Here is a 15,516-nt window from a genome sequence, read left to right on the forward strand (position 1 = left end):
CACCACGGGCAACGGCCCCGGTGCGGATGCACCGGGGCCGTCGACAGGGTGGTGGGGAGCGGGGATCAGACCGACTCGACCGCGAGCTCCGCCGCCGTGTCCTTCGGAGCGTCGGCCTTCGGGGTACCGGCCCCCCGCAGCGCGACCTCCTTGACGAAGAACGCCGCCACGAAGACCGCCACCGCGATGCACGCGCCCAGCAGGAATCCGGCGTGGACACCGGAGGAGACCGCGTACTGGTACGCCTCGCGCGCCGGGGCCGGCAGCTTCGCCAGGTGCGCCGCGTCCAACTGCGCCGGCATCTCGGCCGCGGCCTTGCCGAGGCGGGAGACCATCTCGTCGTTGACCCGGCTGGTGAAGAGCGCGCCCATGATCGCGACGCCGAAGGACGATCCGAGCGTACGGAAGAGGGTGGTCGTGGAGGAACCCACACCCATGTCCTTCATCTCCACGCTGTTCTGCGCGACCAGCATCGTGATCTGCATCAGGAAGCCCATGCCGGCGCCCAGCACCGCCATGTAGACGCCGGTCATCAACCGCGAGGTCGACACGTCCATCGTCGACAGCAGGTACAGGCCCACCGTCATGAGCGCGCCGCCCGCAATCGGGAAGATCTTGTACTTGCCGGTGCTGGTGGTGACCCGGCCCGCGACCAGCGAGACGGCCATCATCGCGAGCAGCATCGGCATCAGCAGCAGACCGGAGTTGGTCGCCGACGCACCCTGCACGGACTGCTGGTAGAGCGGCAGGAAGAGCATCGCGCCGAACATCACGAAGCCGGTCAGGAAGCCGATGACCGACATCACCGAGAAGTTGCGGCTGCGGAAGATGTGCAGCGGCACGACCGGCTCGGCGGCCTTGGTCTCCCAGAAAAGGAAGCCGACGATCGAGGCGACGCCGAGGAAGATCAGCTCCATGATGATCGCGGAGCCCCACTCGTACTGCGAACCGCCCCAGGTCGTGACCAGCACGATGGAGGTGATCCCGACCGTGAGCAGCGCCGTGCCCAGATAGTCGATCCGCCCGCGCGCCCGCTTCTTCGGCAGGTGGAGTACGGCGGTGACCATCGCCAGCGCGACCGCGCCGAGCGGGAGGTTGATGTAGAAGGCCCAGCGCCAGCCGAGGTGGTCGGTGATGGTCCCGCCGACCAGCGGTCCGCCGATCATGGCGAGCGCCATGATCCCGGCCATCATGCCCTGGTACTTGCCACGCTCACGCGGCGGAATCAGGTCACCGATGATCGCCATCACGCCGACCATCAGGCCACCGGCGCCGAGCCCCTGAATGGCACGGAAGCCGATCAGCTGGCCCATGTCCTGCGCCATGCCGCTGAGCGCGGACCCGGCGAGGAAGATCACGATGGAGGTGAGGAAGGCACCCTTGCGCCCGTACATGTCGCCGAGCTTGCCCCAGATCGGGGTGGATGCGGCGGTGGCCAGCGTGTAGGCCGTGACGACCCAGGACAGGTGCTCGAGCCCGCCGAGTTCGCCGACGATGGTCGGCATCGCGGTGTTCACGATCATGTTGTCGAGCATCGCGAGCAGCATGGCGATCATCAGCGCGAGCAGGACCACGCGCACGCTGCGCGGCTGTGGTCCGTCCTTCGCCTCCGGTATCGCATCTGCCGCTTTGGCAGTCCCGGCCATCTTCCCCACCACTCCCCATTTGGTACTTACTTGCCGACCGGCAAGCTGACTACACTGGGGAAGGTAGACCCGTAACTAGCCGGGCGTCAAGTAAGCATCGGAGTCCATGATGGCCAGAGGGAACACCCGGCAGCGCATCCAGGACGTAGCGCTGGAACTCTTCGCCGAGCAGGGTTACGAGAAGACCTCGCTCCGGGAGATCGCCGAGAAACTGGACGTCACCAAAGCGGCGCTCTACTACCACTTCAAGACGAAGGAAGACATCCTCATCAGCCTCTTCCGGGACCTCACGGCCCCGATCGACGAGCTGATCGTCTGGGCGCGTGAGCAGCCCCGCACCCTGGAGACGAAGCAGGAGATCCTCAGCCGTTACAGCAACGCACTCGACAGCGCCTCCCCTCTCTTCCGCTTCATGCAGGAGAACCAGGGCACGGTGCGCGAGCTGAGCGTCGGCGAGAACTTCAAGGACCGGATGCTGGCGCTGCGCGACCTGATCAACGTCCCGGACGCCTCGCTCGCCGACCAGGTCCGCTGCATGAGCGCGCTCTTCACGATGCACGCCGGCATGTTCGCCCTCAAGGACGCCAAAGGCGACCCCGAGGAGAAGCGCAAGGCTGTCCTCGAGGTCGCCACGGAGCTGATGAGCCAGGCTCACACAGGCATGTCGACCGTCACACCGTGACGCCCTGGTTGCGCAGGAAGGTGACGGGGTTGACGCCGGAGCCGTAGTTCGGCGTCGTACGGATCTCGAAGTGCAGGTGCGGGCCCGTCGAGTTGCCGGTGGAGCCCGAGTGGCCGATGACCTGGCCGGTGGTCACGGTCTGGCCGACCTTGACGTCGGCCGAGGTGAGGTGCGCGTACTGCGAGTACGTGTTGTCGTCGTGCTTGATCACGATCGCGTTGCCGTACGCGGAACCGTCGCCGGCGCCGTCCAGGTTGTTGCTGGCCTTCACCACGGTGCCGCCGTGCACGGCCTTGACCGCCGTACCGGACGGGACGACGAAGTCCTGGCCCGAGTGCGAACCGCTCGACCACAGGCTGCCGCCGGTACCGAAGTCCGAGCCGAGCGTGTAGTTGTCGACCGGCGTGACCCACTCGCTCGCCAGCTTCTTGGCCGACGCGGCCTTGGCGTCCGCCGACTTCTTGGCTGCGTCCGCCGACTTCTTGGCCGCGTCCGCCGCCTTCTTGGCGGCCGTGGACTGGGTGCTGGCCTGCTTGTCGAGCGCGGTGGCCGCGGTGGAGGTGCCCGCGAGGATCGTGTCGTTGTCCGCAGCGAGCGCCGTCCCCGCACCGAACAGCACCGTCGCACCGAGACCGGCTGCCACGACGGCAGCGACTCCACGACGCATGGAGCGGTTGGCTATGTGGGAAGAGGCGCGCTTAGACATACAGATGACTCCGAACTCAGGGGGGTCCCGGCCACTCGGGCCGGGTGGAACCATCCCTTGGTAACGCGGCCCCCCAGACCGGCCCAAATCGCCCACCTACGAACAAAGGCCGTAGCAAGTCCCAGGGAAATAATCCTCTTGCCAGCCCCTGCGGCCCCCAGGAAACCCATCCCCGGAATCAGGTTTAACCCAAGCTCGTTCCCTGCCCACGCCCGGCTTTACCCCCGAAGGACCAAAGGCCCGACCGCCCCCGACCCGAAAGTCCCGAATCCACCCCAACCGGATCTCCTATCGCGCCTAGTAGGCCTCAAAAGCCCTGTGCGCCTTGTCACCGCCGGTGGGTCCGAAGCCTGTCCGTTTCGGGACCAAAGACCCTGAACCTTTACTACGCTTTCGCGACGTGGTGGATCCCGTAGTCATGCGCATCGCGTCGAGCGTGGCCAGCCCGCTCATCAAGAAGCTCTTCCAGGCGGAGGGCCCGGGCGCAGGCCTGGTCGACAGGCCCGTCCGCATCGCCTCGTACGTCTCCTTCAAGGGCGAGAAACGCACCCTGAACGGCAACGACATGCACGATCTGGCGGCGGCGCTGGTCAAGGAGGCCTTCCGTACGGAAGTACGCCCCGCCCCCGCCGACGAGGAATGGGCGGTGGTCGACGCCCTCACCACCACCCTCTACGCCCTGGGCGACCTCACCCTCAGCGATGTGGCCGCCGTGGAACTGGGCCACGCGGCCCTGGCACGCGAACTGCGCCGGGCGGCCGACTCCCCGGAACGCCAACTCTCCGCGGACGCCACGTACTTCTACGAACGCCTCCTGGAGACCGCCTGTCTGCACGTCCTGAACTTCTTCACGCAGCGCTCGACATTCATCCCCGCGACGCTGGTGGCCCAGAGCCGGCGCCAGGGCGAACTCATAGCCCGGGTCGATGAGTTGATCGCCCGCAATCCGCTGCCGGGCTCTGCTGACGCGGCTTTCGAGCGCCGCTATCTCGAACACATCGCCCAGAAGCACAACACGCTCACCATTTACGGCATCGATCTGCGCGACTCACCCGAGCGCTGGCCGCTGGACGCGGCGTATCTGAGCCTGGAGGCCACGGGCGCCGACCGCCGCACCACGGGAGCCGCCGACGAGCCGCTCGCCCCCGGCCGGGTCCGGCTCCGCGCCGAGGACGCCTTCCTGGACCATGACCGTGTCCTGCTGCGGGGCGACGCCGGCTCCGGCAAGACCACCCTCGTCCAGTGGCTGGCGATCACGTCGGACCAGAACCGGATCCCTTTCGTCCTGCCCCTGCGCACCCTCATCCGCACCGACGCCCTCCCCACGCCGGACCGTTTCCTCTCCGCCGTCGGCTGCCCGCACACCCCGCCGGACGGCTGGTCCGAGCGCGTGCTGCGGTCCGGCCGCGCGCTGGTCATGGTCGACGGCCTCGACGAGATCCCCGGCCCCGACCGCACCCGTACCAAAAACTGGCTCACCGACCTCACCGAAGCCTTCCCCGGCAACCACTGGCTGGTCACCACCCGCCCCACCGCCGTACGCCCGGACTGGCTCGAGGGCTTCCGCGAACTGGCCCTCACCCCGATGCTCAGCACCGATGTGGCAGCCTTCGTGCACCGCTGGCACAAGGCGGCCGACGCCGGAACCTACGAAACCGACCTGCTCAACGCCCTGCGCTCCAAGCCCGACTTGGCCCGTCTAGCCACCAACCCCCTGATGTGCGGCCTGATCTGCGCCCTCCACCGCGAGCGCCGCGGCTATCTCCCGCAGGACCGCAAGCAGTTGTACGACGCGGCCCTCGCCATGCTCCTCACCCGCCGCGACCTGGAGCGCGGCCTGGGAGTGCCCGACGACGTCGAGACGACCGAGGCCGCCCGGCTCGCCCTGCTCCAGCGCATCGCGTACGCACTGATCCTCAGCGGCCGCACGGAGATGGACGAGTCCACGGCCGAGTCCCTCATCGCCCGCGCTCTCCCGTCGATCACGATCACCCCCAGCACCGCGGACGCCCGGGCGGTCCTGCACCACCTGCTCCTGCGCAGCGGCCTGCTGCGTCAACCGGGCCCCGGCACCGTCGACTTCGTCCACCGCACCTTCCTGGACTACCTGGGCGCCCGCGCCGCCGTGGAGGACGGTCACCTCGACGTCCTGGCGAGCCACGCATCCGACCATGAGTGGGAGGACGTGGTCCGGATGGCCGTCGCCCACGCCCGCCCGCACGAACGCAAGGCGCTCCTGGACAAGTTGAAGGCGGTCGCCGACCGCGCGGACCTCACCACCAGCGACCGGCTGCGCCTCCTTGCGATGGCCTGCCTGGAGCACGCGACGGAGCTCGACCCGCACACCCGCACCGAGGTCGAGTCCCGCACCGCCGAACTGATCCCGCCCCGCACCAGGACCACGGCCCTCGCCCTCGCCGAGGCGGGCCCGCTGGTGCTGGGACTGCTGCCGGGCCCGGAAGGGCTCACGGACGACGAGGCCTGGGCGGTGACCGTCACCGCGTCCCGGGTCGCCACGGATGCGGCGCTGCCCGTGCTGCGGCGATTCCGCTCACATCCGAGTGAGCACGTACGCCGCCAACTCGTGGGCACCTGGCACCGGTTCGACACAGAGGTGTACGCGGACGAGGTGATCGCCCATCTCGATGCCGAGGACCTCTTCCTCACGATCAACGCCCCCGACAGGCTGCACGCACTGCGCAGGATGGGCCCGCGCCCGCTGCTCAGCCTGAGCGGCGAGTTCCTCTCCCTGCCGGACGCCCTGTCCGTGCTGGACGCGGACGTCCTCACCCATCTCGACCTCGCCGAGTTCCCCGACATGGCGGATCTCGGCCACTTCACCCATCTCCACCGGCTCGGATATCTGCAGATCCAGGGCTGCCCGGTGTCGGACCTCTCCCCCTTGGCGGAGATGGAGTCGCTCGACAGCCTGAGTCTCGGCCCCCTGCCTGAGCTCGGAGGCTTCAGAGGGCTCGACAGGCTCAGCGGTCTCTCCAGTATCGGCCTCTCCGGGCCCCTGCCCGGCAACGACCTGTCCGCCCTCCCGGCCGCGGCCCCCCTGGAGTTCCTGTTCCTCGGACGTGACTCGCTCACCACCACCGGCCTGCGCGGGCTCGGCCGCTGGCCCACGCTCAAGACGCTGAGCATCGGGCCCGAGCCGGGGTCCCTCGACGCCGGGGACTGGGCCGAAGTGGCGGCCCTGCCCTCGCTCAACCGCCTGAATCTCAACAGCAGGATGCTGCCCGCGACGGGAAGCGCCCGCCCCCTCCCCGGGGTCGAGGAGCTGTGCCTGCCCCAGTTCGCCGGAACCGAGGACCTCTCCGCCCTGCCCGCCCTCTTCCCCAACGTCCGTACGGTCATCCTCATCCCAGCTCACTCCGTCGACAAGGATCCGTACGTACGCCTCTTCCCCGACGCGACCGTCACCGTCGACCTCACACGCCGCTACTACTGACCGAACTCCCCTTCCCTCAGAGGTAATCGCGCCGCCCGCCTCCCCCCGGCACGATGAATCCGCACCCACCGACCACGGGGAAGGACCCACCACCATGCCGTACTTCGAGACCACCACCGACGGCACCCGCCTCCACTACGTCGACTACGGACCGGCCACCGGGCGCACCGTCCTCTTCATCAACAGCTCCTACTTCGGTACGGAGATGTGGGAGCACCAGATGCTCCCCCTCGCCGCCGAGGGCTACCGCTGCGTGGGCCTCGACCGGCGCGGGCACGGCAGGTCCGACGACGTCTGGGGCGGCTTCGACCTCGACACGCTCGCCGACGACATCGGGGCGCTCGTCGACCACCTCGACCTCACCGGCATCACCCTGGTCGGCCACTCCCTCGGCACCGCCGAGGCCGTCCGCTACCTCACCCGGCACGGCAGCGCGGGGCGCGTCTCCCGTATAGCCCTCGTCTGCGGCATGACACCCGGACCCGCACGCTCCGTCGACCACCCCGACGGTGTCGACCCCGCACTCGTCGAGGCCGGAAACGAGGCTTTCCGGCGCGACCGGATGGCGTTCTTCAACGGCGGGGCCGAGGGGTTCTTCGCGCTGCAGTTCCCGGAGAACCAGGTCTCCCCCGGACACCTCCGCTATGCGATCGACAAGTGCGCCGTGGCCACCGCGCGCGCCGGAAACGCTCTCAACGACCTCATCGTGACCCTGAACGTCGCCCCGGAACTGGCGAAGATCACCATCCCCGCGCTCGTCGTCCACGGCACCGACGACGCATCCGCCCCCATCGACCTCACCGGCCGCCGCGCCGCCGCCCTGATCCCGGGCGCCGGCTTCAAGGTGTACGAGCACGCCGGCCACGGCCTCATGACCACGCACGCGGACCGGCTCAACGCCGACCTGCGGGAGTTCATCACCGCCTGAGGCGGCAGCCTGCACACGCGGAGCGGCCCCGGAACCGATGGGTTCCGGGGCCGCTCCGTACCGCTGTACGCGTAAGAGCTACGCGTCCTTCGTCATGTTCGGGCCGGCGCCGCCTGCCGCCTGCTCGATCGGCGGGGCGTCGGGCAGTGCCGCCTTCTCCTCGCCGCGGAAGGTGAAGGTCTTGGTCTCGCCCTCGCCCTCCGTGTCCACGACCACGATGTGACCGGGGCGCAGCTCGCCGAAGAGGATCTTCTCCGAGAGCGTGTCCTCGATCTCGCGCTGGATCGTGCGTCGCAGCGGACGCGCGCCCATCACGGGGTCGTAGCCCTTCTTGGACAGCAGCTCCTTCGCGGACTGGGAGAGCTCGAGGCCCATGTCCCGGTCCCGCAGGCGCTCGTCCACGCGGCCGACCATCAGGTCGACGATCTCGAGGATGTCGTCCTGCGTCAGCTGCGGGAAGACGACGACGTCGTCCACACGGTTGAGGAACTCGGGACGGAAGTGCTGCTTGAGCTCGTCCGAGACCTTGTTCTTCATCCGCTCGTAGTTGGACTTCGTGTCGCCCAGGGCCGCGAAGCCCAGGTTGAAGCCCTTCGAGATGTCCCTGGTCCCGAGGTTGGTCGTCATGATGATGACCGTGTTCTTGAAGTCCACGACCCGGCCCTGGGAGTCGGTCAGGCGACCGTCTTCCAGAATCTGGAGCAGGGAATTGAAGATGTCGGGGTGGGCCTTTTCGACCTCGTCGAAGAGGACGACCGAGAACGGCTTCCGGCGCACCTTCTCGGTGAGCTGGCCGCCCTCTTCGTAACCCACGTAACCGGGGGGAGAACCGAAGAGACGGGAAACCGTGTGCTTCTCGCTGAACTCCGACATGTCGAGGGAGATCAGTGCGTCCTCGTCGCCGAAGAGGAATTCCGCGAGGGCCTTGGAGAGCTCGGTCTTACCCACACCGGACGGACCGGCGAAGATGAACGAGCCACCGGGGCGCTTCGGGTCCTTGAGACCGGCGCGCGTACGGCGGATGGCCTTGGAGAGCGCCTTGACGGCGTCCTTCTGGCCGATGACGCGCTTGTGCAGCTCGTCTTCCATACGCAGCAGACGCGAGGACTCCTCCTCGGTCAGCTTGAAGACCGGAATACCGGTCGCCGTCGCGAGGACCTCGGCGATGAGCTCGCCGTCGACCTCGGCCACGACGTCCATGTCGCCGGCCTTCCACTCCTTCTCCCGCTTGGTCTTCGCGGCCAGCAGCTGCTTCTCCTTGTCGCGGAGGGAAGCTGCCTTCTCGAAGTCCTGGGAGTCGATGGCCGACTCCTTGTCGCGGCGGACGTTCGCGATCTTCTCGTCGAACTCGCGGAGGTCCGGCGGCGCGGTCATCCGGCGGATGCGCATCCTGGAGCCGGCCTCGTCGATCAGGTCGATCGCCTTGTCCGGGAGGAAGCGGTCCGAGATGTACCGGTCCGCGAGCGTCGCCGCCTGGACGAGTGCCTCGTCCGTGATGGAGACGCGGTGGTGGGCCTCGTACCGGTCGCGCAGGCCCTTGAGGATCTCGATGGTGTGCGGGAGGGAAGGCTCCGCCACCTGGATCGGCTGGAAGCGGCGCTCGAGAGCCGCGTCCTTCTCAAGGTGCTTGCGGTACTCGTCCAGCGTCGTGGCGCCGATCGTCTGGAGCTCACCACGGGCGAGCATCGGCTTCAGGATCGAAGCCGCATCGATCGCGCCCTCGGCGGCACCCGCACCCACCAGGGTGTGGAGCTCGTCGATGAACAGGATGATGTCGCCGCGGGTGCGGATCTCCTTGAGGACCTTCTTCAGGCGCTCCTCGAAGTCACCGCGGTAGCGGGAGCCTGCGACGAGCGCGCCGAGGTCCAGGGTGTAGAGGTGCTTGTCCTTGAGGGTCTCGGGCACCTCGCCCTTGACGATGGCCTGCGCCAGTCCTTCGACGACCGCCGTCTTGCCGACGCCGGGCTCGCCGATGAGGACCGGGTTGTTCTTGGTACGGCGCGACAGCACCTGCATGACCCGCTCGATCTCCTTCTCGCGCCCGATGACCGGGTCGAGCTTGGATTCGCGGGCAGCCTGGGTGAGGTTGCGGCCGAACTGGTCCAGGACGAGCGAGGTCGAGGGCGTGCCCTCGGCGGGACCGCCTGCTGCGGCGGTCTCCTTGCCCTGGTAACCGGAGAGCAGCTGGATGACCTGCTGCCTGACCCGGTTCAGATCGGCGCCCAGCTTCACGAGGACCTGGGCGGCGACGCCCTCACCCTCGCGAATCAGGCCGAGCAGGATGTGCTCCGTACCGATGTAGTTGTGGCCGAGCTGAAGAGCCTCCCGGAGCGAGAGCTCCAGGACCTTCTTGGCACGAGGGGTGAAGGGGATGTGACCGGACGGGGCCTGCTGGCCCTGACCGATGATCTCCTCCACCTGCTGGCGAACCGCCTCGAGCGAAATCCCGAGGCTCTCCAGGGCCTTAGCGGCGACACCCTCACCCTCGTGGATAAGGCCCAGGAGGATGTGCTCGGTGCCGATGTAGTTGTGGTTGAGCATCCGGGCTTCTTCCTGAGCCAGGACGACAACCCGCCGCGCGCGGTCGGTGAACCTCTCGAACATCGTTAATCGCTCCTCAGAGCGGTCGGGCCAGTGAGAGGGGCGTGTCCCCTCCCCATGTCCTTCCGCATGCTAGTCCCGCAGGACGGGACAGCTCATTCCAACTGCCGACACCCGTCCTGGACCTCCTGCCCCGAACAGCCGACAACTGCTCCAACCCGATGGTGCGAGACGATGTTCCCGCAGGCCAGGCAGATACCCCTGTCTCCACTACGCCGATGGCGAACGCGAGACGGCCCGGGCAACGTGTCGCCCCTTCCCACTAGGAATGTCTTACCCGCAATCACTGACACTCCATGCGGCGCACGCCGGTTCCCTCAGCTACGGGCGAACAACCTTGCGCCGCCGAATGCTCCTGTACGCCCCTGCTGCATCAACGGAACGCAGCCGCACATCCACACAGCGTAACTCCCGTGCGTTCCCTGGCGTTGCTCCTGACATGGCCTACCCCCTCCCGCACCCGCGCTCGCCGCTCGAAGACGAGGACGTCGCGCCCTGGTGCGCGTTCGACGTCCTGGAGCTGCCGGCCGACGCGGGGTACGCGGTGCTGCGGCGGCTGCCCGTGACCGGTCCGGTGGCCCTGGTGCGGGAGCGGCGGATGCAGTTCCTGGTGGGGGCGGGAAGCGCCGATGAGCTGCCGGGGCTGCTCGACTGGCTGGAGTGGGGCTCGGTCCTGCTGGACCTGACCGCCCTCGGCACGGGCGGGCGGATCACCGCCCCCGTACCGCCCTCATGGCCTGGCTCGCGGGGGGCCGCCGTGTGGCTGCGACCCCCCGAGCCGGGGTACGAGGTGGAGCCGACACTGCCCGCTTTCCGCGGGTTCGCCGGAGTCACCGCGGGCAAGGAGCGTGGGGGCGCTCCCGACCTGGTACGGCTCGTGGACACGGCGGCGACGGAATGCCACCGGGCCCGGTTGTTGCGTGGTGCGGTTGCTGCTCACCGTGCGGACCATGTCGGCCGTACGAAAAGTCAGCCGTTGGCCTGCTCGTAAGCCTCGCGAACGGTCGCGGGCACACGGCCGCGGTCATTCACGTCATGGCCATTCGCCTTCGCCCATGCGCGGATCTCGGCGGTGTCCTTGTTGCCACCGACGGCGATACGAGCCTTACCGCGGCCCACGCCACGGCCACCGGTACGCCGGCCGGCCTTGGTGTACTCCTCGAGGAGGCCACGGAGCTTGTCCGCGTTGGCGGTGGTGAGGTCGATCTCGTAGGTCTTGCCGTCCAGCGCGAACGTCACCGTCTCGTCCGCCTCGACGCCGTCGAGGTCGTCGACAAGAAGGACCTGAACCTTCTGTGCCACCGGATTTCCTTTCATCGAAAATGCAGTACGCGGAAAGGAAACCGCTTTTCCCAGGAAAACACAAACCCCTGTCGAAGGTTCAGGAGCGCGGGAACACGGGAAACGTACGCGATTCGGACATAGGGCTACGGTCCGTTCCGGCGATCACAGGTGCAGAAGCATCCGGCTGTTGCCCAAGGTGTTCGGCTTCACTCGTTCGAGACCGAGGAACTCCGCGACTCCCTCGTCATAGGAACGCAGCAGCTCGGCGTAGACATCGCTGTCGACCGGAGTCTCACCGATCTCCGTGAAGCCGTGCTTCGCGAAAAAATCGACTTCGAAGGTCAGGCAGAATACCCGCCGCACCCCGAGCCAGCGGGCGGTCTGCAACAACTTGTCCAGCACCTGGTGCCCCACTCCGGCACCCCGGAACTCGCCGTCCACGGCGAGAGTGCGCACTTCGGCAAGGTCTTCCCACATGACATGGAGCGCGCCGCAACCGACGACCTTCGCATCGTCGTCCCGTTCCGCGACCCAGAACTCCTGGAGGGACTCGTAAAGCGTCACCGTTGCTTTGTCGAGGAGGATCCGGTCGCGTACGTACGCATCGAGGAGACGGCGAACCGCGGGCACATCGCTCGTCCTGGCCCTGCGTACTGTGACGGCTTTTGCTGGCGTACCTGGTGGCATACGCAGACGCTATCGTTCCGCGGTCTGCGCCTGCTCATCGCGGTTGGCATCGCCTTCTACGACGCGAATGGCGTCCCTCAGGGCCTCGCGCTGCTCCTGCGACATCATGCCGAAGAACGCCACGAGCGCGGCCGCCAGGTTGTCGCTGGTGGACCAGGCCTCGTTCATCAGTGCGGCCGAGTAGGCGGCGCGGGTCGAGACCGCCATATACCGATAGGCCCTGCCGTCTACTTCCCTGCGCACCCAGCCCTTCTGATGGAGATTGTCCATTACGGTCATGACGGTGGTGTAGGCGATGGACCGTTCCTGTTGAAGGTCTTCCAGGACTTCCCGGACGGTGACCGGACGGTTCCACTGCCAGACGCGGGTCATGACGGCGTCTTCCAGCTCTCCCAATTGACGGGGCACAGAAGCACCATAGTGGGAGAAGTTCGGAGATGTCATGAATGGCTGGTTATTTACGCAGCAAAAAAGGGCGTACGGCCGGAAAGCCATACGCCCTTGATGCAGGTGCTTCGGTCAGTCGGCGACCTTGGGTGTCTGTTGTACGGACTCGGCGCGGGCCAGTGCCGCGTCCACAGCCGCGTCTTCCTTGGCCTTGTTCGGTCCGCCCTGGCTCTTGACGATCGTCACGACCAGGCCGATGAAGAAGGCCGCCATCACCACGGGGGGCACAAGCGCGGAAACGTAGTCCATACGGACAGAGTAGCCGGGGGTCGGTCGCGCGGTGAGGCCGGGCTCGCGGGGTCTGGTGCGTGCAGCTGCAAGGCGGAGGAGGGAGGCAACGCGGAGCGTTGGTGACCGACGACAACGCCGCAGATGTGCGTGCCAGACCCCGCGAGCCCGGCCTCACCGCGCGACCGACCCCCCCCTAGCCGGCGGCGAGCTGTTGAGGCGGGGGGACGGGACGGCGCTTGGGCGGGAAGACGTCGGAGGGCTTGGGCGCCGGGCGGAGCGGGATCGGGGGCTTGGCGGGCGGCGGGTCCGACGGCTTCTTCGGCTCGTCCGCCGCGCGGCCGCCGGGGAGGGCGAGCAGGCGGGTGCGGGGAGCGGGAGTGGTGGGGACGCGGACCGCGGTGCGGGTCGCTGTGCGGGCGGCCAGGCGGGCCCGTACCGACTGCTCGGCCAGGGCCTGGCAGCGGCGGAGCAGGACCGCGCCGGTCGGCGTACCGCGCAGGGCGCGCAGGGCCGCGAGGTCTTCGGGGCGGGGGTCGTAGCCGGCGGCCAGGGCGTCCTGGAGGAGCTCGGTGTAGCCGGGGGCCGAGCCGGGCAGGGCGTCGCGGTAGCGGGCCAGGTCGGCGAGCAGGAAGCTGCGGAGTCGGCCGGCCTCGTGGATCGCGTCGTCCACGGAGTCGGCGAGGCGCAGGCAGTCCTGTTGCTCGTCGTCTGCGACCGGGGCGGTGGGATTGAGTGCGATGGCGAGGGCGCGGCGGAGGACGCGCAGTTCGTCTGCGCTGAACGCCATGCCGCCGCGGGAACCGTATGGCGTGGGCATGGGGTGACGATATGCCCCTTTATGCGGAAATCGTCTTAATGGGATTTCTTCGGCGCGGCTGGGGTGGGGCGGGGGCTTTTCCCCAACCCCGCCCCTTCCCGAAACTGGGGCTGCGCCCCAGACCCCGTGGGGCCCGGGCTGGATCTTGCCGGTGTCGCAGTCGAACGGGCCGCAAGCGGCCATTGAGCAACCCCGACCTGCGCCAACCACCTCCGCGAGAGCGCCGCCGGTTTAGGCGGAAAACCGCGAGACGTTTCGCTCGTACACCAGGCGCAGGCCGATCAGCGTCAGCCACGGTTCGTGTTCGTCGATGACCGATGCCTCGCCCAGGATGATCGGGGCCAGGCCGCCCGTTGCGATCACCGTGACGTCGTCCGGGTCGCCCTCCGGGCCCACCAGTTCGCGGGCCATGCGCGCCACGACGCCGTCCACCTGGCCGGCGAATCCGTACACGATGCCGGACTGCATCGCCTCGACCGTGTTCTTGCCGATGACACTGCGGGGGCGGGCCAGTTCGATCTTGCGGAGCTGGGCGCCCTTGACTCCGAGGGCCTCGACCGAGATCTCGATGCCGGGGGCGATGACCCCGCCCGCGTACTCGCCGCGTGCCGAGACCGCGTCGAAGGTCGTCGCCGTACCGAAGTCGACGACGATCGCCGGGCCGCCGTAGAGGTCGACCGCCGCCACCGCGTTGATGATGCGGTCCGCGCCGACCTCCTTCGGGTTGTCCATGAGGATCGGGACGCCGGTTTTGATGCCGGGCTCAACCAGGACCGCGGGGACGTCTCCGTAGTAGCGGCGGGTGACCTCGCGGAGCTCGTGGAGGACCGAGGGGACGGTGGAGCAGATCGCGATGCCCTCGATGCCGTCGCCCAGTTCGTCGCCGAGCAGCGGGTGCATGCCCATCAGGCCCTGGAGCAGCACCGCGAGTTCGTCCGCGGTGCGGCGGGCGTCGGTGGAGATGCGCCAGTGCTCGACGATCTCCTCGCCGTCGAAGAGGCCGAGGACGGTGTGGGTGTTGCCCACGTCGATGGTGAGCAGCATCAGACGCTCGCCTCTGCGTCGCGCAGGTCCAGGCCGATGTCCAGGATCGGGGAGGAGTGCGTGAGGGCGCCCACCGCCAGGTAGTCGACGCCCGTCTCGGCGTACGCGCGTGCCGTGTCGAGCGTGAGGCGGCCGGAGGACTCCAGGGCGGCGCGGCCCTTCACCAGGGCGACCGCCTCGGCCGTCTGGGCCGGGGTGAAGTTGTCCAGGAGGATCAAGTCCGCGCCGGCGTCCAGGACTTCGGTGATCTGGGCGATGGTGTCGACCTCCACCTCGATGGCGAGGTCGGGGAAGCTTGCCCGTACGAGCTTGAAGGCCTCGGCCACACCGCCCGCCGCCACCACGTGGTTGTCCTTGACCAGGGCCGCGTCCGAGAGGGACATGCGGTGGTTGACGCCGCCGCCGCAGCGGACCGCGTACTTCTCCAGGGCGCGCAGGCCCGGGGTCGTCTTGCGGGTGTCGCGGACCTTCGCCTTGGTGCCTTCCAGGGCGTCCGCCCACGCGCGCGTGGCGGTCGCGATGCCGGAGAGGCGGCAGAGGATGTTGAGGGCGCTGCGCTCCGCGGTGAGCAGGTCGCGGGTGCGGGTCGTGACCGAGAGCAGCTTCTGGCCTGCTTCGATGCGGTCGCCGTCCTCCACGTGGCGCTCGACCTCGAAGGCGTCCGTGCAGACGACCGAGAGGACCGCTTCGGCGATGTGGATGCCGGCGACGGTTCCTGCCTCACGGGCCGTGAAGTCGCCTGTCGCGACGGCCTCTTCGGGGACCGTGGCGACCGTGGTGACGTCCTCGCCGTGCTCCAGGTCCTCGCCGAGCGCGACGTGCGCAATCGTCTCGACCTCCACCGGGTCGAGGCCCGCGTCTTCGAGGAGCTGGGCGAGGTCGGGGTCGAGGCCGCATTCGAGGGCTTCGGGGTCTTGGCCCTCGCCGTCACCGCAGCCGCAGCCGTCGCCGCAGCCGGTCGAAACGAGGGGGAGGTCGGGGGTGCTCAC

At 68.4% G+C, this 15,516-nt stretch carries 14 protein-coding genes; 4 read left to right on the forward strand and 10 right to left on the reverse strand.

The features are described from left to right. Positions 1 to 65: 65 nt before the first annotated feature. Complete coding sequence (locus AB0H78_RS00130) at positions 66 to 1,646, reverse strand: MDR family MFS transporter (protein ID WP_363231887.1); 1,581 nt, start codon at positions 1,644 to 1,646, stop codon at positions 66 to 68. A gap of 106 nt (positions 1,647 to 1,752) precedes the next feature. On the opposite strand from AB0H78_RS00130, the gene AB0H78_RS00135 reads away from it, so the two are divergent. After that, on the forward strand, positions 1,753 to 2,328 hold the full coding sequence (locus AB0H78_RS00135) for a helix-turn-helix domain-containing protein (protein ID WP_363231888.1): 576 nt from the start codon (positions 1,753 to 1,755) through the stop codon (positions 2,326 to 2,328). Here AB0H78_RS00135 and AB0H78_RS00140 read toward each other — a convergent pair. Further along, a complete protein-coding gene (locus AB0H78_RS00140; protein WP_363231889.1) occupies positions 2,318 to 3,034 on the reverse strand; it encodes a M23 family metallopeptidase in 717 nt (238 codons plus the stop codon). The two genes, AB0H78_RS00135 and AB0H78_RS00140, sit on opposite strands and share 11 nt — an antisense overlap. 400 nt (positions 3,035 to 3,434) lie before the next feature. Between AB0H78_RS00140 and AB0H78_RS00145 the strand changes: the two genes are divergently transcribed. Together AB0H78_RS00145 and AB0H78_RS00150 are read left to right on the forward strand one after the other, a co-directional pair. Further along, the gene (locus tag AB0H78_RS00145) at positions 3,435 to 6,488 is read left to right on the forward strand and encodes an NACHT domain-containing protein (protein WP_363231890.1); all 3,054 of its coding nucleotides are present in this window, start codon (positions 3,435 to 3,437) and stop codon (positions 6,486 to 6,488) included. 94 nt (positions 6,489 to 6,582) lie between these two features. Then, positions 6,583 to 7,416, forward strand: a complete 834-nt coding sequence (locus tag AB0H78_RS00150) for an alpha/beta hydrolase (protein ID WP_363231891.1) — start codon at positions 6,583 to 6,585, stop codon at positions 7,414 to 7,416. 78 nt (positions 7,417 to 7,494) lie between these two features. Here the strand turns inward: AB0H78_RS00150 and AB0H78_RS00155 are convergent, their stop codons facing one another. Then, the gene (locus AB0H78_RS00155) at positions 7,495 to 10,020 is read right to left on the reverse strand and encodes an ATP-dependent Clp protease ATP-binding subunit (RefSeq protein WP_363231892.1); all 2,526 of its coding nucleotides are present in this window, start codon (positions 10,018 to 10,020) and stop codon (positions 7,495 to 7,497) included. Positions 10,021 to 10,456: 436 nt separating this feature from the next. On the opposite strand from AB0H78_RS00155, the gene AB0H78_RS00160 reads away from it, so the two are divergent. Continuing rightward, positions 10,457 to 11,008, forward strand: a complete 552-nt coding sequence (locus tag AB0H78_RS00160; RefSeq protein ID WP_363231893.1) for an SCO3374 family protein — start codon at positions 10,457 to 10,459, stop codon at positions 11,006 to 11,008. On the opposite strand, the gene AB0H78_RS00165 is transcribed toward AB0H78_RS00160, so the two are convergent. The 7 genes from AB0H78_RS00165 to nadC all read right to left on the reverse strand — a co-directional run bounded on the left by AB0H78_RS00165 (position 10,987) and on the right by nadC (position 15,516). Next, positions 10,987 to 11,319: an Lsr2 family protein gene (locus tag AB0H78_RS00165; RefSeq protein ID WP_363231894.1), complete on the reverse strand. Its 333-nt coding sequence runs from the start codon at positions 11,317 to 11,319 to the stop codon at positions 10,987 to 10,989. The genes AB0H78_RS00160 and AB0H78_RS00165 overlap by 22 nt on opposite strands. A gap of 144 nt (positions 11,320 to 11,463) precedes the next feature. Further along, the gene (locus AB0H78_RS00170; protein ID WP_363231895.1) at positions 11,464 to 11,988 is read right to left on the reverse strand and encodes an amino-acid N-acetyltransferase; all 525 of its coding nucleotides are present in this window, start codon (positions 11,986 to 11,988) and stop codon (positions 11,464 to 11,466) included. A 9-nt stretch (positions 11,989 to 11,997) separates the two neighbouring features. Next, entirely contained in the window at positions 11,998 to 12,396 is a 399-nt protein-coding gene (locus AB0H78_RS00175; protein ID WP_363232679.1) for a BlaI/MecI/CopY family transcriptional regulator, read from the reverse strand. Positions 12,397 to 12,507: 111 nt separating this feature from the next. Continuing rightward, a complete protein-coding gene (locus tag AB0H78_RS00180) occupies positions 12,508 to 12,684 on the reverse strand; it encodes a hypothetical protein (RefSeq protein WP_363231896.1) in 177 nt (58 codons plus the stop codon). 175 nt (positions 12,685 to 12,859) lie between these two features. Further along, a complete protein-coding gene (locus tag AB0H78_RS00185) occupies positions 12,860 to 13,453 on the reverse strand; it encodes a hypothetical protein (protein ID WP_363232680.1) in 594 nt (197 codons plus the stop codon). 261 nt (positions 13,454 to 13,714) lie between these two features. Further along, positions 13,715 to 14,527 (reverse strand): type III pantothenate kinase, encoded by an 813-nt coding sequence (locus AB0H78_RS00190; protein ID WP_363231897.1) that lies wholly within the window; start codon positions 14,525 to 14,527, stop codon positions 13,715 to 13,717. Beyond that, positions 14,527 to 15,516: a carboxylating nicotinate-nucleotide diphosphorylase gene (nadC, locus tag AB0H78_RS00195; protein WP_363231898.1), complete on the reverse strand. Its 990-nt coding sequence runs from the start codon at positions 15,514 to 15,516 to the stop codon at positions 14,527 to 14,529. Before nadC ends, AB0H78_RS00190 begins: the two co-directional genes overlap by 1 nt.

The organism is Streptomyces sp. NPDC050738 (assembly GCF_040654175.1).
GTDB lineage: Bacteria > Actinomycetota > Actinomycetes > Streptomycetales > Streptomycetaceae > Streptomyces.